21 protein-coding genes and 3 pseudogenes are annotated in these 22,631 nt (G+C 59.9%); 4 read left to right on the top strand and 20 right to left on the bottom strand.

Translation table 11 applies throughout. The features are described from left to right. Positions 1–92: 92 nt before the first annotated feature. Positions 93–1,259, top strand: coding sequence for a cation:proton antiporter (locus LG661_RS14380; RefSeq protein ID WP_230532589.1), 1,167 nt, complete (start codon positions 93–95; stop codon positions 1,257–1,259). 160 nt (positions 1,260–1,419) lie between these two features. Here LG661_RS14380 and LG661_RS14375 read toward each other — a convergent pair whose 3' ends face one another. The 13 genes and pseudogenes from LG661_RS14375 to LG661_RS14320 form a co-directional block, all read right to left on the bottom strand. Further along, on the bottom strand, positions 1,420–1,833 hold the full coding sequence (locus LG661_RS14375; protein ID WP_230532588.1) for a hypothetical protein: 414 nt from the start codon (positions 1,831–1,833) through the stop codon (positions 1,420–1,422). A gap of 28 nt (positions 1,834–1,861) precedes the next feature. Beyond that, positions 1,862–2,889, bottom strand: a pseudogene (locus LG661_RS14370) (SDR family oxidoreductase). 624 nt (positions 2,890–3,513) lie between these two features. Continuing rightward, positions 3,514–3,627 (bottom strand): annotated as a pseudogene (locus LG661_RS14365) (calcium/sodium antiporter); the annotation flags it as partial. 205 nt (positions 3,628–3,832) lie between these two features. Further along, positions 3,833–5,053, bottom strand: coding sequence for an acyltransferase family protein (locus LG661_RS14360; RefSeq protein ID WP_230532587.1), 1,221 nt, complete (start codon positions 5,051–5,053; stop codon positions 3,833–3,835). 652 nt (positions 5,054–5,705) lie between these two features. Next, a pseudogene (locus tag LG661_RS25675) lies at positions 5,706–6,007 on the bottom strand (IS6 family transposase); the annotation flags it as partial. Between the two features lie 93 nt (positions 6,008–6,100). After that, on the bottom strand, positions 6,101–6,499 hold the full coding sequence (locus LG661_RS14350; RefSeq protein WP_230532616.1) for a PRC-barrel domain-containing protein: 399 nt from the start codon (positions 6,497–6,499) through the stop codon (positions 6,101–6,103). A 688-nt stretch (positions 6,500–7,187) separates the two neighbouring features. After that, on the bottom strand, positions 7,188–7,322 hold the full coding sequence (locus tag LG661_RS25120) for a hypothetical protein (protein ID WP_268995466.1): 135 nt from the start codon (positions 7,320–7,322) through the stop codon (positions 7,188–7,190). 209 nt (positions 7,323–7,531) lie between these two features. Next, the gene (locus LG661_RS14345) at positions 7,532–8,488 is read right to left on the bottom strand and encodes a hypothetical protein (protein WP_230532586.1); all 957 of its coding nucleotides are present in this window, start codon (positions 8,486–8,488) and stop codon (positions 7,532–7,534) included. 386 nt (positions 8,489–8,874) lie between these two features. Continuing rightward, complete coding sequence (locus tag LG661_RS14340) at positions 8,875–10,233, bottom strand: HlyD family type I secretion periplasmic adaptor subunit (protein ID WP_230532585.1); 1,359 nt, start codon at positions 10,231–10,233, stop codon at positions 8,875–8,877. Continuing rightward, the gene (locus LG661_RS14335) at positions 10,224–12,077 is read right to left on the bottom strand and encodes a type I secretion system permease/ATPase (protein WP_230532615.1); all 1,854 of its coding nucleotides are present in this window, start codon (positions 12,075–12,077) and stop codon (positions 10,224–10,226) included. Before LG661_RS14335 ends, LG661_RS14340 begins: the two co-directional genes overlap by 10 nt. Before the next feature lie 148 nt (positions 12,078–12,225). Continuing rightward, entirely contained in the window at positions 12,226–12,471 is a 246-nt protein-coding gene (locus LG661_RS14330; RefSeq protein ID WP_230532584.1) for a hypothetical protein, read from the bottom strand. A 77-nt stretch (positions 12,472–12,548) separates the two neighbouring features. Beyond that, entirely contained in the window at positions 12,549–12,791 is a 243-nt protein-coding gene (locus LG661_RS14325; protein ID WP_230532583.1) for a hypothetical protein, read from the bottom strand. A 69-nt stretch (positions 12,792–12,860) separates the two neighbouring features. Continuing rightward, positions 12,861–13,103: a hypothetical protein gene (locus tag LG661_RS14320; RefSeq protein WP_230532582.1), complete on the bottom strand. Its 243-nt coding sequence runs from the start codon at positions 13,101–13,103 to the stop codon at positions 12,861–12,863. 455 nt (positions 13,104–13,558) lie between these two features. On the opposite strand from LG661_RS14320, the gene LG661_RS14315 reads away from it, so the two are divergent. Both LG661_RS14315 and LG661_RS14310 read left to right on the top strand, forming a co-directional pair. Further along, complete coding sequence (locus LG661_RS14315; RefSeq protein ID WP_230532581.1) at positions 13,559–13,789, top strand: DUF6894 family protein; 231 nt, start codon at positions 13,559–13,561, stop codon at positions 13,787–13,789. Between the two features lie 362 nt (positions 13,790–14,151). Then, positions 14,152–14,895, top strand: a complete 744-nt coding sequence (locus LG661_RS14310) for a response regulator transcription factor (protein WP_230532580.1) — start codon at positions 14,152–14,154, stop codon at positions 14,893–14,895. Positions 14,896–15,270: 375 nt separating this feature from the next. On the opposite strand, the gene trhA is transcribed toward LG661_RS14310, so the two are convergent. From trhA to LG661_RS14285, 5 genes are all read right to left on the bottom strand, one after another. Beyond that, the gene (trhA, locus tag LG661_RS14305; RefSeq protein WP_230532579.1) at positions 15,271–15,897 is read right to left on the bottom strand and encodes a PAQR family membrane homeostasis protein TrhA; all 627 of its coding nucleotides are present in this window, start codon (positions 15,895–15,897) and stop codon (positions 15,271–15,273) included. A 339-nt stretch (positions 15,898–16,236) separates the two neighbouring features. Then, positions 16,237–17,118, bottom strand: coding sequence for a c-type cytochrome (locus LG661_RS14300; RefSeq protein WP_322098873.1), 882 nt, complete (start codon positions 17,116–17,118; stop codon positions 16,237–16,239). A 348-nt stretch (positions 17,119–17,466) separates the two neighbouring features. Next, on the bottom strand, positions 17,467–18,450 hold the full coding sequence (locus LG661_RS14295; RefSeq protein ID WP_230532577.1) for a magnesium transporter CorA family protein: 984 nt from the start codon (positions 18,448–18,450) through the stop codon (positions 17,467–17,469). Continuing rightward, positions 18,447–18,686 (bottom strand): hypothetical protein, encoded by a 240-nt coding sequence (locus LG661_RS14290; RefSeq protein WP_230532576.1) that lies wholly within the window; start codon positions 18,684–18,686, stop codon positions 18,447–18,449. Before LG661_RS14290 ends, LG661_RS14295 begins: the two co-directional genes overlap by 4 nt. A 217-nt stretch (positions 18,687–18,903) precedes the next feature. Continuing rightward, positions 18,904–20,094 (bottom strand): AI-2E family transporter, encoded by a 1,191-nt coding sequence (locus LG661_RS14285; protein ID WP_230532575.1) that lies wholly within the window; start codon positions 20,092–20,094, stop codon positions 18,904–18,906. Between the two features lie 395 nt (positions 20,095–20,489). Here LG661_RS14285 and LG661_RS14280 point away from each other — a divergent pair, with 395 nt between their 5' ends. Beyond that, entirely contained in the window at positions 20,490–20,663 is a 174-nt protein-coding gene (locus tag LG661_RS14280; protein ID WP_230532574.1) for a DUF1328 family protein, read from the top strand. Positions 20,664–20,835: 172 nt separating this feature from the next. Here the strand turns inward: LG661_RS14280 and LG661_RS14275 are convergent, their stop codons facing one another. Both LG661_RS14275 and LG661_RS14270 read right to left on the bottom strand, forming a co-directional pair. Beyond that, on the bottom strand, positions 20,836–22,059 hold the full coding sequence (locus LG661_RS14275) for a sensor histidine kinase (protein ID WP_230532573.1): 1,224 nt from the start codon (positions 22,057–22,059) through the stop codon (positions 20,836–20,838). A gap of 7 nt (positions 22,060–22,066) precedes the next feature. Then, a partial coding sequence (locus LG661_RS14270) for a PAS domain-containing protein (RefSeq protein ID WP_230532572.1) occupies positions 22,067–22,631 on the bottom strand: 565 nt, incomplete at its 5' end.

The following is a 22,631-nucleotide window of genomic DNA, read 5'->3' as shown; positions in this document are numbered from 1 at the left end:
CCATAGTTAAGCGGCCGGGAACCATCGCGGCGGTGCACCTATTGAACGAGCGCACGGCGCTGTGTTCGCGGCGTCTCCTCTTGCGGTGCCGGATGCTCGAAAACCTCACTGTCGACGACGTGGTCTTCCAGTTCACGATCATTGTCTCGATCGCACTCATCATTCAGCTCACGCTCGAGCACTCGCGTGTTCCGGGCATCGTCGGCCTTCTCCTGATCGGGATGCTCGTTGGACCCGACGGGCTCGCAATCCTGCCCGAGGAGCCGGTCATTGATCTCCTTGGGACCATCGGGCTGCTTTTCATCATGTTCATGGCGGGCCTCGAGATCGACCTCGACGTGGTACGTCACCATAAGCGCGAGACGATCTCCTTCGGCCTTCTCGCGTCTGGCTTCTCCTTGGCTCCGGCCGTCGGCGTGGGGCTTCTCGCCGGCTTGGAATGGACCGGTGCGCTTCTGCTCGGCGCAGCCCTTGCATCGCACACGCTCGTTGCCTACCCAATGGTCGAGCGCCTTGGAATTGTCGACCGCAAGCCAGTCGTCGCGGCGATCGGCGGCACCCTGATTACGGATACGCTCGCCCTCGTCCTCCTCGCGATTCTCGTCCAGCAGCCTGGCAGTGAGGGCGGCAGCTCGGTGGCCTGGGCGCTCCCGCTCGCCCTCTTGGCTATCCTGGCCGCCGTTTCACTGGCCGTAGTTCCACGAATTGCCGCCCGGCTTCTCGATGACGAGAAGACCACGCTGGCGGAAAAGGCGCTTTTCCTCCTCGTTGTGTTGCTCGGCCTCGCAACTGTCGCGGACGAGATCGGTACCGAGGACATCCTGGGCGCATTCCTCGCGGGCTTGTGCCTCAACCAGCCCATCAAGCGCCGGTCCGAGCTGCACGAGCATGCCCGATTCGTGGGCCGTATGCTTTTTATCCCCTTCTTCTTCGTGAAGACCGGCATGCGGCTCGACCTCGCCGTCTTCGGCCAGCTGACGACGTGGATGCTGGCCGCAGGCCTCCTGGCGGTTGTTGTCTTCGGGAAGACGGTCGCGTCCATCCTGACAGGCCGCATGTACGGCTACAGCACGATGGACAGGATCGTCGTCGTTGGGCTCACTCTGCCACAAGCGGCCGCGACACTCGCGGTGATTGTTGTCGGGCGGGAAATGGAACTGATCGGGGATATGGTCGAGGATGCCGTTATTGTCGTCATCTTCATGACCTGCCTCGCAGGCCCGCTACTGACGCGCTTTGCCGGATCCAGGTTGACTTGAGCTTCCGTCGGGATCGATCCCGCAGCCGATGTGACACCGAATGTGTTTGTTCAACCGGCATACAATTCTGCTTGAGCGATAGAGACTCTACGGCAAATCAGAGGCAGTCAGTCTGGGAACGAGTCTTGCGCTCCCAGACTGGCCTATCGGTCAAACTGGATTAGCAGTCGGTCCTTTGCCGCGTCACCGTATCACCTGTAGCGTCGCTTCTCTGGGTGGTTACGGTTTCGCAGCCGACGCTTCCTGTCGATTCGATTTCACGCCGCTCGATTGTCACGTTCTCTTGGTCTGGACCTGAGGCTGCATCACCGGCAGCACCGCCGACACCGGCCCCAATGGCGGCGCCGGCCAGGCCGCCGACAGCTGCGCCGGCGGCACCGCCTGCAGCAGCACCCGCAGCTGCGCCACCCGTCTCTGCGAATGCCATTCCTGGGAATGCGATGGCAGAAGCAACAAGAGCAATTTTCCAATCCAGGCGCATGATCTTCTCCTCATAGCCGGAATAGCCGGACCGCAGTTCTCGGCCCTTCAAGGAGTCAACGGCTGCGAAAAATCGGGGTTTCAGCGCAGCCATTCGATCTTTACCCTCGCTCAGTGAGGTATCATGGCCCAGGCCGACCGCCGGTGCTGCCGAAGACCCCGCCGGTCGCATAGCTTGAATCGGCCGAGGCGAGCATGATGTAGACCGGAGCCAGCTCCACCGGCTGGCCCGATCGGCCGAGCGGGACATCGGCGCCGAAGGTGGGGATTGCTTCGGGTGGCTGTCCGCCACTCGGCTGAAGCGGCGTCCAGAACGGCCCGGGCGCGACGGCATTCACGCGGTTCCTCTCTCGGCAAGCTGCTTGGCCAAGGCCTGCGTGAACGCAATGATGCCAGCCTTGGTGGTGGAGTAATCGAGCAGCATCTTCGGCGGATCATAGGCCACCACGGAAGCGGTGTTGATGATCGACGCGCCCTCGGGCAGGAGCGGGATCGCCGCCTTGGTGATCCAGAACATTGCATAGAGGTTCGTCCGCATGGTCGCGTCGAACTGATCGGTGGAAATGTCCTCGATGGAAGGCTGCGCGGTCTGGCGCGCTGCATTATTGACCAAGATATCGAGGCCGCCGAGCTCGTCCGCAGCCTCTTCGACGAGGCTTTGGCAGAAGTCTTGATCCCGGATATCGCCGGGGATCGCCACCGCATTGCGGCCCTCGGCCCGGATGAGCTCGATCACCTCGCGGGCGTCCGGCTCCTCGACGGAGAGATAGTTGATGGCCACATCGGCACCTTCGCGCGCATAAGCGATAGCGGCCGCGCGGCCGATACCGGAATCGCTGCCCGTGATGAGCGCCCGCCGACCGGTCAGCCGGCCCGTGCCCCTGTAGCTCGTCTCGCCGTGATCAGGACGTGGTTCCATCCTGGAGGCAAGGCCGGGCCAAGGTTGCTCCTGGCGTGGGAAGGGTGGTCGCGGGAACTCAGTCCGTGGATTCTGCAGGTCCGGTGCTGATCCACCGGATGCGCCCGATTGCTGGTTGGCCTGTGCAAGGGTTTGCCCGGAGGCGAACAAAGCCGGGGCCGCCACCAAGCCGGTGCCGAGGCTGTTAACCACCGTGCGGCGGGAAGGAGTCGAGCGATCATCTGTGGCCATCAGGGAAGGTCCTTTCGTATCAGGGGAGCGGCCCGCAGCAGGAGCGGTGATGCACATGAACAAACTTGGCTCGAGCCTGGAGGACCGGCAGTTAGGGAAATCTGCACAAAGCTGGATCCTGATCAGACCTGCCATAACTTGGCGCGGGGTCACGATCGCACGATCGAAGGGGGCGTAGCCGATCGTGCGGATGATACCGGCGGTCCAGATGTCCCTGCGCTGTTGCCTTATTCCCCCACAGACGAACCGGCGAGTTCCGTGTTCCCGATGGATCCAGCACTTCTTGAACGGCTTCAGCTCACGGGTTGGCGATCACCTAGAGCATCGTGCGGAAAAGTGGATCCGGTTTTCCGCACATCAACGATGCTCTCATCATAAGAGAAAGCATCGGATGGGATCCCAAAAGTGCAAGTCCACTTTTGGGTCCGATGCTTTAGTCATCGTGCAACGCAGGCAATGCGCACCGATGCCGCGGTGGAACGGTTCCTATGTGAGCCTGTTAAATCGCTATTGGCTGATCCGCGGAGGCGGATGCTCTCCGCCCTCGAACCAGGAATGCTCTACGTCAATCGACCTCAAGCCTTTGGCCGAGCAAACAATCGTATCACTGGCGCCACGTCTGGCATTGCCGAGCGCAATGCCTGGTGCGCCTGCAAGCGAGGCCTGGATGGAGGTCACGAGTTCGGGAGTGGAGGTGCCGAAGCCGACAAGAGTCAGCCCGATCACAAGCGGCGAGATCCACCGGAGGGCTCTGTCTGGCTTAGCTGCTTGGGGCGCGGCCCCCGACTGGCCCCTCCTGGGCACCGTCAACTGGTGCACCTTCGACCGCAAAATGGATCAGTTCGAGACCGCAAAGGCCTTATGCGATGGCCGTCTCTTCCAGTTTGTTCATAGGCTTACTCAACTCGGATGACGTTTCGCACCGCTGTATTGCATCAGCTTCTTACGGGTGGACGCGTTTGGCTTTCGGCCTGAGGGTTATAAAGGCACCTATCCTCTCGCCAACGATAGCCCCAAACCCATGGCCAAGCCGTTGACACGGCTTCTCGAAGCCGTAGTACGCTACAGTTGCGAGCGGAACTGTCAATGCGAGCGTTGCAATCGCAAGTCCGATGTTTAACGCAACTGCCTCACTTGGATCGAGAGATGCGGCCGAAGGTGCAATGGCGTGTGCCAACATGAACAGCACGAGCATATGAATAAGGTAGAGGCCATAAGAAATCTCGCCCAAAAAGACAAGGCTAGGTCGACGGAGTAACCCACCTCGTGGGTTGTAATAAATAACAGAAACCAGAACGGCAGCGCACAGCGTTACAATCAGAACGGATCTAGGATCGCTGAAGGTCGTAGGAGTGTATAGGCGCTCGGTTCCTGCCATCACAATAAGAACCATGCAAATGATGGCCAGGCGTGCAGGAGTACCAAGATGCAGGAAGGCTTGCGCTGGAGCACCACTCCATCGAGGGATCAAGGCACCGAGGTAAAAGGCGAAAAGGAATGTCTCAAGATGCCCAATCGATAGCCCGGGGGCGAACATCATCGTGAGCAGTACCAAGCCGACCGTGATGACAACAGGCCAAGTGCCGTTGCTCACCCAGTACAGAACCGGGAAAGCAACCGACGCGGCAATCTCAATCCTTATTGTCCAGGCCGGGGAGTTCAGGCTGGAGCTCCAGCCTGCGGCATTGTGCAGGATTTCTGTCAGTCCGGGATCGCTTTTGTAATATCTATTCATCCAGTTTGTTGCTGAAGCAAACTCTACGTCCTCAAAGTAGAAATGGTGTGCCCAGGCGGAGGCCAGAGTAACAGCAATAAGGAGAGGAATTAGACGAAGTGCCCGGCGGATGTAGAAGGCAATAATCTCCTGCCCTTTGAGATGTTTGACTCGTGCAAGCGAGAGGGTGAGTACCGTGCCGCTCAGGACAAAAAACAGAACAACGGCTGCATGACCGTTAAAGATCGCAATCAGCATGTGCTGGGCCGTCAACCATCCATCATCGATGTTCAGCAGGAGTTTATGCGGATCATTATGGCCATCCACCTGGAAGACCAGCAGGGCGTGGAAGACAACGACAATTGCAGCCGCCAATCCACGTAAGCTTGCAAGACCTTCCGAGAACACGGGGAGAGAGCTAGATGCAGATCCAGTGTTGATCTTTTTCATGTAGCCGACCTCGTTGCCTGGCGCGCATGCACCGTACAGTCACGGGTGGGATAGATGTTCGCAGGAGGGCTCGCTCAGGCGAGCAACATTAATCCTGGGGACCAGTCGGCCTATGGAGAACAATGTCTCCGGCGAAGGGCGAGATAGATTCTGTTCACAGACTCATATCCTGTGCCACAGTATTCAACTTTGTACGCCTTTGCGGACGCGCGCAACCCCGTCGCAAGAGCTACTCCCGTTGGACTCTTCCCCACGGACCGAGTTGTACCGAATGGCCTGGAACAGCCGGTCCAGAGCTTCTTGATCTGCTCGACGTCATCGGTCGCACATCGATTTTCCGCCGCGCGCGACTCGGATCATCAACGACTGCTAGGGACAGCACCTCAACCAACATCCGTGGAGGTCCGACATGAGACCTGTCAGTGAAGAGGAGATCTGTCATGGAAGCTAGCAGCAGCCGCTGTCGGTCGCGGCAATGGCGGGCCTGCACATCAAGGAAATGCAGAGCACTCCCATCGCGACCTCCTTGCAGAGGTCTCCGAGAGGCCAATGTCCTGGTGCTTGCAGGGGACCTGACAGACTAGGCAAGCCGCGCGAGGCTGAAATCCTCATCGATGATCTGCGCTTCTACGGACCAGGTTATCGAGCGCAGCCCGTACCGGTCCACGGCCCGCGACAACCAATTTTTTTCCCAGCGATTCTGACGAAAACGTTATCCACATGCCAGTTTATCCCCCGGGGCGCTGGAAGAATGGCGGCGGATCCGGGTGGCAAAGCTCTGGTAGAGTTTCAGTGCCCACTGCCGCACGGTTTCGTGGCTGACCAGAATACCTTGGGCGGCGAGCATCTTCTCGACCATGCGCAGGCCGAGTGGAAACAGAAAGTATAACCAGACGCACGACTGATCACTTCCGCAGGAAAGCGGTGGCTGACATGGCGAGGGGGATTCCTCAGGCCTCACCTAGGCCTTCGTCCGGCCCCCGCCGGTTAACCTGAGGGTGCTCTTGCAACAGGACCGGCGATTGATCGGACGTGTAGCTGGTGCCGCTAGGACGACAGCCAGTAGTAGGTCACGCCGTAGTAGTCGTGCAGTTCCCGATCTCGCTGCGGGTCCGACCAGTCAGAGCCCTGATCGCGCGAGAAGCTCGGGGCATGCCGAACGTCTTCCTCCGTGAGGGCGGTCCGGTAGCCCTCTAGTTCTGTGTCGTAGTCGAGCACGCTCCAGGGAATGGCATACTCCTCCGAGCCCAGGCCGAGAAAGCCGCCAAACGACATCACTGCGTAGGCAACGCGACCGCTGACCTTCTCGATCATCACCCGCTTGATCGTGCCGATGTGATTGCCGTCGAAGTCGTAAACCGCCGTTCCTTCCACGCGGTCGCTCTCGATTAGGGGCTTGCCGGAGCGGAAGCCCGGATAATCCCCTTTCCTGGCCCGGCGCATCATCTGCTCCTGACGGTCACCATGGCCGCCGTGAATGGCCCAGGCAAACAGGTACCCCACGGCCCCCACCGCCAGCAGCGACAGGAGAGGGGCCTCGGAGAGGCCGTAGTTCACCGCCCTTGAGCCGCGGTCATAATAGCGCCGAGCTTGGGGATAGCGTTCACCGACCTGGCGGGCATACTTTCGGCTCTGGCCGTAAGCTGTTTGGACCGTTTCGGAGGCAGCTCCGGCCGCCTGGTTCAGGGCATCCTGCACCTGACCGGCAATCCCCCTGGATGCCTCGTCAGAACCACGGGTTCCGGTGGCGCTCTGCGCATTCAGGTTCCGCTCTGCTCCGGGAGTACGTTTCTCGTCCATAACAGCACCTCCTGCTGAGACTAGCCCACAGCTTGTCCGTCGAAGAGGTGACGCTTGGCGAGCGCTCCGGTTTCAGATCCGCCGGGCGGATTGTCTGATGGCGTACCAAGAACAGGTCGCCAGCCTGCTCGTGGCGTTCCTGGAGGCTCAGGATGGGGACCCGGGGCAGACTAGCCCCGGGTGCATCTGGTGCGGGCAGATTAGCGCCTGTCGCCCGCGGTACCGGTCTTGGAGATGCGGTTGCCGCGCTCGTCGTCAACCTCGACTTGCTTGCCTACTCATCTCCGGCTTTGCGGCGCGATTTCTTCCGTCCCCGTCAAAACGGCGCGTCAGTTCACACCCGCTGCTCCTCCGTGATGAGTTCGAGAGCCCTCAGGAGGCAATCTACAATATCGGGCCTGTTCTGAGCGGCGGCTCGCTTGAGAGCCATCAGGATGAGAACCTCCAGTTCCTGCATGTTGGCCGTCATGAATGGTCTCCTGACGGATATTCATGCCGTCTGTACACCTTGTGACACGTGCAAGTTCAAGGCATCGAAGGATGACGACATCTGGTCGGTGTCAACTCCTATCGGCGGGGGCTCGCCAGTTCGATCATGCCCAACGGTTTGAACCGTTCCGATCCGTCACGATGCTGCCCGCAGTGACAGCACTCGCTCAACCCCTCTAAAACACTGCCTCATGCGAGGGCGTCTCCGTAAGCTTCTGCGAAGTCGTCCCATAGAGGGTGATCCATTACGCCATCTGTAGGGCCTCTTTGCACTCCCTCGGAGGCCGGCCCACGAATTGAGGACAGAATCATGCTACTGACTGAGCTGTTGATGACGACGTGCGAATTGGCCGTCGCGTCGCTATCACTATCCCCGGTCGCCCAGTTCGCCTGCGATAGTTCGTCGAACGAGGACGCGCTTGATGCGGTTGGCCTGTTGCCTTGGTTCGTCTGCTCGACAGGGGAATAGTTGAGTGCGTCAGCCGCAGCCGTGTTTCCGAGCACAACGATTATGCTGTTATAGCTGTAGTTGATGTACGTTCCGGCCTCTGAATACGAGACGGCATCGTTATCGGCTACAGTGACATTAAATTGCGGCGACCCATAGGAGTTCTCTGACAAACCGCTGGCATAGGCGGCATTCTGGTTGAGTTGTTCGACAGGTGCGATGTTCACCGCTGTTGCAACAGCGGTGTTTCCTCCCACGAACACAATGCTTTCGTAGATTTGGTCTATGAACGTATTGGCTGTGGCAGAGGCGATAGCATCGTGATCGGCGACCGTAGCGTTCGTCTGCTGTACTGCAGAGACAACTGGGCTAGTTTGGATCCAAGCCTCCCCAGACAACTTCGGAACCTGCGGATTTTCGACACTGCCCGGACTATCATGGGTCTCCTGCTCCGGCCCGCTTGTCAGATATCCAAGGAATGTACCGTGCTTAACAGCCTCCTGCTCGAGCCCGGAGCCGGTAGGACGTCCTTCGGAAGTGGAATTACCATGCTCGATTGGGGCAGGATCCGGCGGGCTCGGCAATTTGGCGGCAATCAAATCATCCGTATCTGCCGGCGCATGCTCCATAAGACTGGCCGTCTCAGCGCCTGGGGGCCAGGATGATGCAAAGGCGAGATCCTCTCCTTTATCGTCCAACGCCGGAGCCGTCGCCCCGTCGGAGAGATCACTACTGGGTAACGGGAGGCTTGTGCCCAGTGAAGCTTGAGGCGAAACACTCGGACTGCCCCCCTGGACGGGACTCAGGATACCGGCAGGTGCTAGGGTGTCGTGGGTCTCGCCAGAAAGGCGCCAGTTGTTGCGCAAACCGTCAGTACGTTCCTCAGGGCTGCTGGCCCGGGAGGGGCCTCCGTTCAGGTGGAGATCAAGGTTGTTGTGAGACCGCGCCCCACTCCGGCCTTCAAATCCAAGGCTGTTTCCCAACATGGCGATCTCCAAGGAACTTGCTCCGAAGCTCCGTAAATCTTCAGTGATGGAAGCGAAGCTCTCTCGTGTGTGCGACGATGCCTTTGTACTCTCACACTTTAGTCCTCTCGGAACGCACGGTGGAATGAGTCGAGGAGCGGGCCGAGGGCATAGAGTGCTGCCGTGCTTTCGCCGGTCTCGATGAAGACCTGGACCGGCATTCCGGGCACCATCTCGACATTGCTGACATGCTCTGGATGACCTTCGTCCACCCGAATCTGCGTGGCGAAGTAGGCTTGGTCAGTACGCCGGTCCACCAGACGGTCGGCAGACACATAGACGACAGATCCTTTCAAGGGTGGAACTCGTCGCTGCTTGTAGGCCAGAAGATGAACCTCGGCGGCTTGGCCCACGCGGACCACATCAATGTCTTCCGGGCGGAGGCGCGCATTGACAATCAAGCGATCATCCTGCGGGATGATATCCATGAGAGGAGCGCCGGGACTGATCACGCCGCCCGGCGTACGGACACGCAGGTCAGTAACGACACCGCTCTCGGGAGCCGTGACTTCAGTGCGGGAGAGTTGGTCCGCGGCCGCCTGGATTTTCTCCGCCAACTGCATCATCAGGTTTTGGGTTTTGTGCAGGGATTGCACGACCTCGTTCTGGTGATCGCTTTGTAGCTTCAGCAAATTGGCTTTTACTTCTGCAATGACCTGATAGGCCCGCGAAATGCGAGCCGCTGTTTCACCTCTTCGACCGTCTATTTCAACCATCTCGCGCTGTAGCGCGAGCAGGCGGGGTCGTGGTGTAAGACCCTTATTTACCAATGCCTGAACTGTATCGATTTCCCGTCGAATGATTTGCGACCGCTTCCCGGCAGCGGCCTCCTGGGCCTTCAAGCCAATGATCTCCTTCTCGACCTGGATGCTACGCTCTATCAGAACTGCATTCTGGGAACGCATGACCTGCCTCCGGCTTTCGAATATCGCTTGCTGGCCAGCCAAGATGGCGCGAACGGCGGGATCGCTTTGACTGGCGGTGTGAAGCTCGTCCGGAAGGTCAATGTTCTCGAGTCCTCCTCGCTCGGCCAGCAAGCGAGCCTCCCGCGCCTGAGCATCCCAGAGCTGACTGCGCAGTACCTGCAACTGGGTTCTGGCGCGAGTGTCCTCGAGGCGAAGCAGGGCCTGCCCGGCATGAACCCTGTCGCCGTCGCGAACCAGGATTGTACGCACGATTCCACCCTCCAGATGCTGGACAGTTTTTCGGCTTGTCTCCGCCTCGACAATACCGGCCGCAATCGCAGCACTCCTCAGGGGTGCGACTATCGCCCAGGCACCCAAGCCAACCATGAAGATTGCAATCAGGCTGTTGCCTGCAAGAGCGACGTGGCGCAAGCGCGGGAAAGGCGTCGAGGGCACACTCGGCAAGGCGCCTTCACACTGCTGCGCTAGCGCGCGCGAGGAGATCACAGCCATTGCATCAATCCTCCGGGAGACAGGGGGGCGCCAGAAACTTGCAGTGGCGCAACCCGCGGCAGCTTCTGCGCGACATCCGTGGTCGGTTCGCTCTTCGCCGGCGCCAATCCTACAGCGCCTGAAGCGGCGGCGGTTTCGCTCGGACCTGGTTCAGCTCTCATCTTCCGGAAATATTTCTGGTAGATCTCATCACTCGTGCCAAACGCACTGACGGTGCCGCCACGCATGACCGCAATTTTGTCGGTAACGTTGAGAATTCCGAACCTATGTGTGATGATAATGACCGATGTACCGGCAGCCTTCATTTGCTCGACAGCATGGTAAAGCGCCTGCTCTCCAGTGTCATCGAGATTGGCATTCGGCTCGTCGAGGACGACCAGCTGGGGGGATCCGAAGAATGCCCTGGCGAGGCCAAGGCTCTGGCGCTGGCCGCCTGACAACCTGAAGCCACCCTCGCCAATTTGCGTGTCATAGCCGCGAGGCAATTGCATGATCGTGTCGTGTAGCCCCACGAGTTTCGCTGCTCGAATGACCTCCTCCGGCTCTGCATCACGCAGGCGAGCAATATTGTCCTTGATAGTTCCTTCGAACAGCTCGATCTCCTGCGGCAAATACCCGAGATACTTTGCTCCGCCCCCATGCAGCCACAGCGCTATGTCGGCTCCGTCTAAACGTACGCGACCCATCGTGGGTGTCGAGATTCCCATGATCATGCGCGCCAGCGTCGACTTGCCGGCACCGGAGGGTCCGATGATGCCGATGCATTCCCCGGGGGAGAGTCGGATCGATACGGCCTGGAGCACCAGATTGGTCGAGCCGGGTGGGACGAATGTCAGGTTATCAACCGTGAGGGAGCCTGCAGGCCGCGAGAGCGGAAATGCATGGCCGCCCTCGTTTGCGTCGACAGACGACAGCACTTCACTCAGGCGCCGGTAAGCGAGACGTGCCGAGCCGAAGGCCTTCCAGCTGCCGACAACGCCGTCGATCGGTGCAAGGCCGCGTCCAAGGAGAAGCGAAGATACGAAGATAATGCCTGCATTGAGATGATCCTGCAGGACAAGCCAGGCTGCTGCTCCCATTATCGAGACTTGAACAAGGGCGCGCGTGCACTTCGAAATTGCCTGGAGCACTTCGCTGCGCCGCGCTGCCGAGCCTTGGGCTTCGCTGGCTGTTCCTACGTCTTTATAGACGAGCCGAGCGGCTCCATCGAGCATTCCCATGGCGCGGATCGCCTGAACATTGCGCAAGGCGCCACCGAGACGCTGGTATGTCGCCATATCGGCGGCCTGAGCGCGACTCAGCGGCGCACGGGTAAGGAGCTCGCTCGCGAGTGCGCAGGCGAGCATGATCAGTGCACCGAAGCCGCCAATGATCCCTAACAGGGGATGCACGAGAAACAGGACCGCAAAGAAGATGAGCGCCCAGGGCAAGTCGAATAGAACGATGCTCGCAGGCGAAGCAATGAACTGACGCAACGTGCTAAGATCTCGGCAGGCCTCCGCTGCAATGCCCGCATCTTTCTGTCGGGCATATTCAAACGCCGCGCTGAAGACGCTCGGACGCAACCGATCTTCGAGCCAAACCCCGATCCGAGACAGTGCTGCCCGTCGCAGGGTGTCGAGGAGGCCATCAACCATTACCGCCGCAGCGGTAATCAGCGTCAGCATCAATAAGGTGTCGAGGCTGCGACTCGACAGAACGCGATCATAGATCTGCAGGAGATACAGCGAGGGCGCTAATAGCAGGATATTGTATCCTGAGCTATAGATGAACACCAACGCCAGAGATCCACGGCACGCCTTCAGGGCCCGTTGAAGATCTGTGAGCTTTGCGTTTGACGGCATTGCTGGCCTATTGCTTTGAGGAAACCGCATCCAACCGATAGGCAGGATCATCTCGCGGCAGATCCAGACATCTGAAGCTGGAAAACAGGGGCCGAATCCGGCAGCTCCGGCCCCTGCCTGCTGTACCCGAGGTGAGGAGGTCTACTTCTTAGAGGAGATCAGCAAAGAGGTCTGCGTCGGCCAGGGCGTCGATATCCGAAGCCACATTCGCCTGCGTGATCGGTGAGAGATTCACCCCGGCAGAGGTGGCCGTTGCAGGGTTGAGAGCATTCGCTGCGATCAACCCTCCAAAGACCCCATTGCCGCCCGAGTCGGCTCCCGATACAGCTGTCGCATCATGATCGCTGTAGTTATAGTTAGTTTGATCGAAATCAGACCAATTGAGGTTCGCCATAGTCGTTTCCTTTTCCATTGTAGGTCACAGCCCTTGCTCTTGCAGGCTGCGCTCGGGGAGTCGGCGTCAGTCGCAGTTCAGAGAATATCAGCGCCGATGTCTCCATCGACGATCGAGTCGAGATCCAAGCCGAGGTTGATTTGAGTAACAGGGGATACATTCACTGCTGCAGCCGTGGCGGTAGCCAGATTGCCGGCATTGATGGCAATCAGTCCGGCGACGAAGTTTCCGCCAGAGTCCGCTGCCGATCCGGCTGTTGCGTCGTGATCGCTGATATTCCAGTTGCCCTGCTCCAGGAGCGAGAATATGCCATTCGACATGGAGTGTCCTTTCAATCCCGCGGTGGCATAGAGCCACTGAGGGTTAGTTGCTTCGGTTGAGCAGCGACTTCAGAGGAGATCCGCAAAGATGTCGGCATCGAGAATGGCATCGATGTCCGAGCCGACATTCGCCTGGGTCACAGGAGAGAGATTCACTCCGGCCGCTGTTGACGTGGCGGGATTGAGAGCATTGAGAGCGAGCAGACCACCAACAACGCCGTTGTCGCCGGAGTCGGCCGCCGAGGCTGCTGTAGAATCATGGTCGCTAACGTTGTAGTTGCCCTGCAGGATATCGGTGAAGTTGGTGTTCATGACGCTTGCTTCCTGTTGAGCAGTCCGCTGGTATCGAGTGTCGAGACCAGCCCTGCAGCGAGAAGCTTCTCAGCGAGGAGACTGGAATGCTAGCTGACCTCATGAGTGGCATCCGTTTGTCCAGGAGTGTCAGCCGGAGACACCCGATATGGTGCCCGCAGTGCCTGCGCCGTGGGTCGTGGCGAGTTCTTCAATAAACGTTGCTGTGGACATGGGCCGTTGTGCCTGCGTCACAATAGCTTTTGCGCTGCTTGCATCTATCCGTTGTGACACCTCCTGAGCAGTGTATTGTTTGCCTACTGTGAGGACATTCTATCCGCCGAGATATCTTGGGCGTGGAGTCGGGCTAGCCCGCTATGACGATGTTCACGTACGGCAAAATGCACTCAGATAGTTTGGCGAGCAGTGCGACTTTTCTCCCCGGCCGATCAGCATGAACTCCTAAAGAGCAGGCGATGCCCAGGTACTATTTCAATCTCGTTAGGAGCGGAGAAATTCTTCCGGACTCGGAGGGCGTCGATGCGCCTGATGATGCGGCTGCGCGCCGGGCTGCAGGGGACGTAATCGAGGAGTTCCGAACGCTTCTGTCCAGCCAGGAGCGCGAGTGGGAGGGATGGCAGCTGGAGATTGTCGATGAGACAGGACGTGTCGTGGCCATTATCCCCCTGCCAAAGGATTGTTCATGACTTGATGTGAATGGAGGCCGCATAAACAGATAGTATTCTTGCCACTAGGCCACAACGGCTATGTGACCTTGATCTCAAGAAATAATACATATTCGAATGGTGCTGGCTCTAAGCTTGGGCATTGCAGTAATGAAAGGTGGTGACTAATATGATTCACATGGGCAAAATGGTCTTATATACTGATTAACACAGGGTATTTTCTGCTGTTATTCCTGTATTAATTGATCTCTCTATGCTGCAGCGTGTCAGTCTCTGGCGTAGCGCTTCGAGTGTGAAGATCTGGTTCTGTAATCAGTACGCTTGAGCGAAGTCGACCATCCGAGCGAATGGCTGTTGATACGTAAGCTGATTGGGAGAAGCTTATGTCGTATGTGCAGGAAGAGAGAAGCCCGTCGGTGCAGGAGCGCCACCCCGCAATCCTCATAGTCGACCCTCAGGTGCTTGTGCGCTCCTTGCTGAGAGAGGCTCTGGTTAAGAGGCTGGAGAAGCTCGATGTGGTCGGTCTGACGAGCATCAGTGAGGCCCGTGACATTCTGAAAAGCGATGTCAGGCTTGTCGTTTTGAGCATAGGGCCGAAATGTTCGAGTGAGCCAGAGGTTGCGCATGAGACCGCGCTTATAAAGGATGCCTTTCCAGACGCAGCGATCATGCTCCTGTATGAGCAGGAAGGCGGCGCAATCGCCTCAATTGCCTTTGCGAACGGGATCAAGGGGGTCCTTTCGACTGCGACATCATTAGAGGTTACCGTAGCTGCCATTCAGTTGGTACTTGCAGGCGGATTCTATTATCCGGAGCCTGTTTTCGTACGTTCGAGTGTAGCATCCCATAGCGCCAGCCCAAACGGAACTGGTGCAGTTCTCGGCTCGGTGTGTCCAGAGGCACAAAATTATATCAAATTGGCCGATCTCGGACTGACAGCGCGCGAGCAGCAGGTGCTCTTGGCAATTTGCCGCGGCCGCGCAAACAAGATCATCGCTCGTGATCTGAGCATCTCTGAGAACACGGCGAAGATGCATGTGCGAAGAATTCTGACCAAGTTGGGAGTAAGAAACCGAACTGAAGCCGCTCTATTATTCCACACGGCGTCGAGGTCACTGGCGTCCTAGTACTACAGGCTTTGCGTCGGCGCCGGGTGCACTTGCGCCCATGGCATTCTCGCGCATGCCGCTGATGCCGCCGGCCACACCGACCAGTGCTCCACTGCCTCAACCGAAGGCAGTCGCTCCCAAAGGCGCCAGAGCAGACGCCGCACCTCCGGCACGGTGAACCGCAACAGCCCGCGGCGATTGACGGGAATTGCTCCCGAAGGGCAGGGGATTTCGTGGTCCGACCCGTTACAGACCTTCCCTTCGTGACCGGGCCCTGGCAGCCCGGTGGCGGTCACCGGGCCAGAAGGAGTACCTGCGCCAGGGCTGTGCGGTGCCGGGTACCGGCGCATGAGGGGATCGACCGCGCCTCGGCATGCGGTCCATCAAGCCCCATCAGGCCCGTGCAAGCACCATGCAGTCAAGCACGGCGCCATAATGACAGCCGGCTGCGACGAGGACAAAGGTGTGCCAGATCGCGTTCTGAAAGCGCAGGCTCTCCCAAAGGTGGAACACCACGCCGGCCGTGTAGAGAATGCCGCCGACGGCAAGAAGCCGAAGGGTGCTGGCGGGAAGGGTGCCGAATACGGATTCGTAGGCCATGACGCCGCTCCAGCTCAGGAGCAGGTAGAGCAGGATTGACAGGCGGTCGAAACGGCCCGGGAAGCGGAGTTTGAGGGCAATCCCTACCGCAGAAGTGAGCCAGACACCGACGAGCAGCACCAGAGACTCTGCGCTGGCCTTCATTTGCGTCATGAACGGTGTGTAGGTGCCGGCAATCAGCAGGTAGATGGCCGAATGGTCGTACCGCCGCAGCATCCATTTGATGGGCGAAACGGGCCAAAGGTTATAGAGCGCCGAGACGGTGAGCACCGTCAGAAGACCGGCGCCATAGACCAGAAGGGATGTGAACTCCCACGCTCCGACGGCGGGAGCAGCCATTACGAGCAGGGCCACTATGGAGACAACGCCGATTGTCACGCCGACGGCATGGACGATGCCATCGGCGATGATCTCCTTCATGTCATAGTCCCATTTCAAAGTTGTCACCTCTGGGAAGGTTGTGCCAAGGACACCGGCAGGCCACGCGGCGTGAATTCGGCGGTCCTGGCTGTGGGGGCGATCAGACCAAAGTATTTTAGCATCGGCGGGCTCGGGAGCTAGGACCTGCGACAGCCTTGCTGCTCCACACTCTTTCGAGCGACCCGCGTCAACGGAGGGTACGGTTCCCGAAGAGCGCGGAGATGCAGCCATTGATAGGCCGACAACCTGCTTGCGCGCCTCGGTGCGCCGTTTCGCCCTGGAGCCCGGGCTTACCGGTTATTAGTGTCATTCTTCTGACAGGCGTTCGGCATGGCGCCTTCAGCGCGATGAGGGGTGATCACGCTGCTGCCTCAGCTTGTCGACCGCCTCCCGGATAGGTGCGAATGGGCCATAGCGGTGCTGCTCCTGACTGTAACCGTCAGCATAAGGGCCGTAAGGCGTGTCGACCGGCTTCAAGAGCAGGTCGGGGAAGTCCTTTTCAGCGCCAGGCATCAAAGGCCGCGGCTGGGCGAGCATATAGGCCGCCACGTCCCACGCATCTGACACGGACAATCGCGGATTCAGATAGTCCGTCCCGTGAGGCATGTTGAAATGGATGAAGTTCGCCGCAACGCTCAGGCGTGCCATGCCCGCGCCGGTATTGAAGCTGTCGGGCCCCCATAATGGAGGAACCATGTAGCCGAGGTCGGTCGTCGGGAGACTGCGGCGGATTCCGCTGCCGTCCGTGCCGTGACAGATCGTGCACGCTTGAGCATAGACTGCCTTGCCTCGGTCTGGATCGGCCGCACGTGAGAGTTCCGGCATCGATCCGGCGCCGTAGCCTGGCAGTGTCTCGCCTGGCGGAAGTCCCGACGAGAGAAAATCGATATAGGCGACGATGGCCCGCATCTCGAGTGCATCATCCGGAAGGGCGCGCCCATTCATGCTCCGCGTCATGCACGCGTTCACTCTATCTTCGACGCTGATCTCTCGGTCCTGACGACTGCTATATTGCGGGAACTGGTTTGCCAGGCCGAAGATCGGCAATCCAAACTTCTTGGTTCCGCCCCAGAGATGGCAATTGCTGCAGCTGAGATTGTTGCCGGCATACCGCTTGTCTGGGGCTGCAACCTCGGGCCCAATATGCGCGTATGTGGCAGTGATCAGGCTGCGACCGCGGCGTACCAGCCGGCCCCGGTCGTCATCCGGCAGGGCGTCCACGTTCGGCGGCACCCAGCTGCCCGCTCGCAATTCCTGAGAATAGGGAAATGAAACCGTCAGACCCGATCCGGCGGCTATCACGCAAAGAGACATGAGAACCGATATGTACGTAGAGGAGAGGCGCCTGTGACGATGCCGCTTCGATCCTCTCATGGTCGCTTCTCCGCCTCATCACTTCGCTCGAGGGCGATCCTGTCCTCCGGGGAGCACCGCTCGGCCCCCGAGATGAACTCTCGATTCCTCCGAAGGATGTCGTCCGCCGACAGATGCGATCTTACACCCGGAGACGGGCCTGAGACAATGTACCCAAGAACTCCCGCTGGGCGGGCTCGCGAGCTGATACAGGTCTTACAGCCACCCTTTACGCTTGAAGTAGGCGAACGGGATGATGGCCGAGACCACCATGAGCGCCAGGGAGGCTGGATAGCCGCCTACCCAATCCAGCTCCGGCATGTGCTCGAAGTTCATGCCGTAGTTCGAGGCCACCAGGGTCGGCGGCATCAGGCAGACCGCGGCCACCGAGAAGATCTTGATGATCTGGTTCTGTTCCAGGTTGATCAGACCAAGCGAGGCATCGAGCAGGAAGTTGATGTTACTGGCAATGAAAGTAGCGTGGTCTGTGAGCGAAGCCACGTCGCGGGCCAGGCTCTTGACGTGCTCGCGAGCATCCGTGCTGGCCCGAACCTGTTGGGCCAGAGCCAAGAACCCGATCATCCGGCCCAGGCTGACAAGGCTCTCTCGCGCCTTCACCGTCACGTTGTGATCCACCGCAATCGCATCCATCACCTCCTCCAGTCCCTTGCTTGAAGCGGCCTTGTGCTTGGCCCGGCGCTTGCGTTCGAGGATTTGCTTCGAGACCTGATCGACGCTCGTCCCGACCCGTTCGAGCACCTCAGCGGTGCGGTCCACGATGGCCTCCAGCAGGGTGACCAGGGTCATGACCCCGCTGTTGCACAGATCAGGTTGGGTCTTGATGTAGGCCGCCACCGTCCGGAAGGAGCGCGGTTCGGCATAGCGGATCGTCACCAAGCGCCCGTTGCTCAGGACGAAGGTGATCGGGGTGACCTCGGCCGCTCCGACCTCGACACCCCAGAGCACGCCCGCCGTCATGTAGGTCGCGCCGTTCTCGACATAGAGGCGGGACGAGGGCTCAATGTCCTTCATCTCGTCGGCCGTGGGCAGGTCGAGCTTGAGCAGTCTCTCGACCGCACGCTCCTCGGCATGGGAGGGGCGGTCGAGATCGACCCATACGGCGCTCTCGGGCAGACTGGTCAGGGTTTCCGTCGTGAGCGCGTCATAGCTGTTGCTGGAGCAGTCATAGACCCGAATCATGACGGGCTCCGCTCGCCCATGCTCGCCAGGGGAGAAACGGCTTGGCCGCCTTGCTCCGCCTGTGCCCGGGCGGGTTCGGCGAGCAGCGCAAACACGATGTGCGCGCCGATGAGCGGGGCAAACACGAGGAAAAGGATCAGGCAGAGCGCATATGTCAGGGAGTGGTCCTGAGCATTGCGCGTGGCCTCAGCAGGTGCGCGGCGAGCCGCGCGAAGACGAAGGGTGTTGAGGGTCATAGGCTCACCTCTTGTTTCGACCAGCCGTCACGAGGCCGGTCGGGTGAGCCGATCAAGCGATCAGGCGTCCGCGTGGGCCGGTGACGGCGTGGTCAATCGACTGTGACTGTCGCTTGGCATTGAGTTCTGGGTTCCTGTGAGATCGCGGGCCGCCGGAGCAGCGCGCGAATGACAAGCCAGATGCGCCTGCACAGGTTCCCCGTCAAGCCAAAAGTCGTCAGGTCTTCGCCACGGGATTGAGATCAGGCTCCTCCTGCTGTGCCTCGACCTCCGACTTGGGTGGTGTGAGGGAGAGGAATTCACCCAGAGTGCTCCAGGAGGGGAGGTGATCGCAGCACCGCTTGACGACCACGAGGAGCGGCACTGCGATCAGCACTCCTACGAGCCCCCACACCCAGCCCCAGAACGCCACACCAATGAAGATGGCGACGGTGTTGAGCTCAAGCCGGCGCCCGAGAACCAGGGGCGTTACGATATTTCCCTCGAGTGCCGTCAGGCCGAAATAGACCAGCGGCGCCAGGATCGCATAGCTGAGCGAGTCGAAGGAAATCAGCGCGACGACAGCGACCAGACCGACGCCCGTGATCGCTCCGATGAAGGGCAGGAAGTTGAGAAAGGTGGCCCCAAGCCCCCAGAGGTAGGGCGTCGGCAGGCCGATCGCCCACATCGCCAGTCCGATAGCAACACCAAGCCCCGCATTGATCAGCGTGATGGTGAGCAGATAGTGCGAGATTGAGGCTTCGATGTCGTGCACGATGCTCACGGCGGTCTTCTTGTCGTGGAAGGTCGGGAGCACGCGCACGATCTTCTCGTAGATCATATCGCCCGAACCGAGCAGGAAGAGAACGAGGACCAGGGCAATGCCGATCGTCGTCAATGCGCTCCACAGGATGGATGTTGCCGAGGACAAGAATCCTGTCTCCTTGATCACAACCTCCTGAACCTGTGGATCGGCTGTCGCATTGGTAAGATCCTCCACCGTCTGAGTCGCCTCGGTGACCGCCTCAACCGAGTCGCGCAGCCTGCTGAGCTTGTCCTCGACCTGCCTCCCGATCGTGGGCGCCCGCTGGACCCACTCCGTCACGGGAGCGCTCAGCAGGTACATGCCTGACCCAACGGTGAGCGCGAGGAGCAGCACCAGGGCGATGGCTGACAGGCCAGTAGGAATGCCGCACCTTTCGAGCCACCGCACAATCGGGATGAGCGTCAGCGCGATGAGCAGGCCGATGATGATCGGCAGGATCAACGGTTTGGCGAGATAGAGGGCGGCCGTGCCGAGCACGATGGCGCAGACATGGATCGAAACCACAACCGCGCCTGTGAGCCTTGTGCCGGTGACATGCTCATCTTCGGCGACATCAGGCCTTGCGGCTGGCTGGGGATCCGGGGCGGCTGTCCTAGACTTCATGAACTTCAGACGCCTACGGTCCGACTCCGTTCCGCCGGCGCATTGGCAGCAAGCCTCGTGTTGCAGCCGTCGAAGGCAGTAGCCACAGGGCGGAAGATGCTTGTTTCAGTTTAGGGCGAAAGTGCCGGAGCGGAGGCTTGCTCGCACTTGATGGCGTCGCCGGAGCGCTCGGGGCGGGTGCAGGTGGAGCGAGCGCGGTGGCCTCTGTCAGCAGGCTCCTCGATTATGGATTTGCGGAACTGTGTCCGCGACCGTACCGAAGGAGCCGGCGCTCGGCAACATTCTCCCGGTACCCCCGTTGCACCGAAGGTTGTCAGCTTTGCGGTAAGCCGCTTGGCCGATCAGCGTGGAAACTCCCGGTCTGACCGGGACTACTCATTGAGGAACGCAGAAGGATGCTTGAGCTTCTTATCTTTCTAATCGTGGTCGCCCTGATCGCTGGCGCGCTTGGATTCACCGGTGTCGCACGCGGCGCGGCAGGGCTCGCGAAGATCATTTTCTTTATCCTGATCGTGATCGTGGCGGTCCTGCTGCTACTCGGCTTTCTTGGCGTCGCGGCCATATTCTAGGGCCGCGGCCGGATGGACAGGATCTTCCTGCAGGAGGTGCGGGCCTGGTCTGTTCGTGCTGTGGCTGCCAGAGGATCGCCTCGCTGGGACGGACCTGAGACCGGCTGTGCAATCCCTGTCGGGATCGCCGGCCATCTCGGCGGGTCCGGGATGATAGGCCGACTGCTTCCGGCTAAGATCTGAGTGCAGGCACGCGAGCGCTGATCGTGCAGACCAGTCCCGTCGGCTCGAAATCGAGCCGAACCTCTCCGCCAAGCTCAGCAGCTAGACTGCGCGTGATCAGCCGGGAGCCGAAGCCCTTCCGGGTTGGCGACGTCACGGGCGGGCCGCCCTGCTCCTGCCAGGACAGGGCGAGGCACGACATCTCGCCGAATGTGATTGCCCAGTGTATCATCACTCGTCCTGAAGGAAGAGACAGTGCCCCGTAATTTGCCGCATTGGTTCCCAGTTCGTGCAAGGCCATTGCCAATGCCAGGGCCATCTTGGCGTCCAAGTGAATCTGCGGCCCCTCCACATCGAACCGGCTGCCGTCGCCGCGCCGGAACGGGGCCACTGCCTGTTCCACGATCTGCGATAGTTCGGCCTTTTCCCAGTTCTCGCTCGTAAGGAGGTTATGGGCGCTTGCAAGCGCCAGAAGCCGTGCCTCAAGAGCCTGCCCGCCATCCCGACTGGGCCTGTAGGACTGGCGAGCGATGGCCTGCACGATCGCGAGGGTGTTCTTTACGCGGTGATTTAGCTCGTGGATGAGGAGCCGCTGGTGCTCCTCCCAGCGTTTGCGCTCGTGGATATCCACGCTGACGCCGAACCATTTCTCAACGGTTCCATTCTCACTGCGGTGCGGCAAGGCCTCGAAGGCGTGCCAGCGGTACTCGCCGTCCCGGCGGCGATAACGCACCTCTCCGACATACCGCTCGCCCGTTTCTTGGCAACGTAGCCAATAGGGCATGATCCGCTCGGCATCCTCCGGGTGCATGGCCTTGGCCCAGCCCAATCCAGAGGCTTCGCCGAAGCTCTGTCCCGTGTACTCGTACCAGCGCTCGTTCACGAAGATGTTCTCACCGCTCTCTGAGCAGACCCAGACCAGTGCAGGCGTGATATCGGCGATGCCGCGAAACTCTGCTTCACTGTCCCGCAAGGCGAGTTCGGTGAGTTTCTGATCGGTGACATCGTGCCCCTCGACGAAGATGCCGGTGATTTCACCATCGCTGTCTCGAATCGGCTGGTAGACGAAATCGACGTAGCGTGCTTCAAGCGCAATGTCGGAGCGCCGCTGGAGCATGACTTGCATCTGACGCCCGATGAACGGTTTCCCCGACGCGTAGACCTCGTCCAGAAGCTCATAGAAGCCCTGGCCCGCCAGCTCGGGGAGGGCTTCGCGGATGGTCCTGCCGAGCACCTCCCGGTCACCGATGTGAGCAAGATAAGGAGGGATTCGCGAACTCGAAAATGTGCTCGGGGCCGCCGAGCATCGCCATCAGGCCCGGCGCTTGCTCGAAGAGAGCCTGGAGGCGATCCTTCTCCGCCTGGAGCGCCCTGCGGTTCTTGACCTGCTCGGTAATTTCGTTGCAGGCGCAGAACATGCCCGCAACCGCTCCGGTCTCGTCGCGCACGGGGGTGTAGGAGAAGGAAAAGTGGGTCTCCTCCGGATAACCGTGGCGGTGCATGACGAAGCAGATGTCGTCCATGTGCGTGGCCACGCCAGCATAGGCGCGGTCCATGATCGGGCCGACCTGGTCAAGAATATCGAACCAGACCTCGTCGAAGCGCGTCCCCAGCGCCTGCGGATGCCGCCGCCCAAGCATCGGAGCATAGTCGTCGTTGTAAAGCATGAGGCGCTCCGGTCCCCAGGCGATGAACATCGGCTGATGCGAGCCAAGCATCACACCGACGAGAGTTCGCAGGGACTGGGGCCATTCGGTCAGGCCGCCTAGTTGTGAGTTCTGATCAGGTTGTTCCGGCGAGAGCCTG

The organism is Microvirga roseola (assembly GCF_020866965.1).
In the GTDB taxonomy this organism is placed as follows: domain Bacteria; phylum Pseudomonadota; class Alphaproteobacteria; order Rhizobiales; family Beijerinckiaceae; genus Microvirga; species Microvirga roseola.
This window is presented reverse-complemented; position numbering and strand designations above follow the sequence as displayed.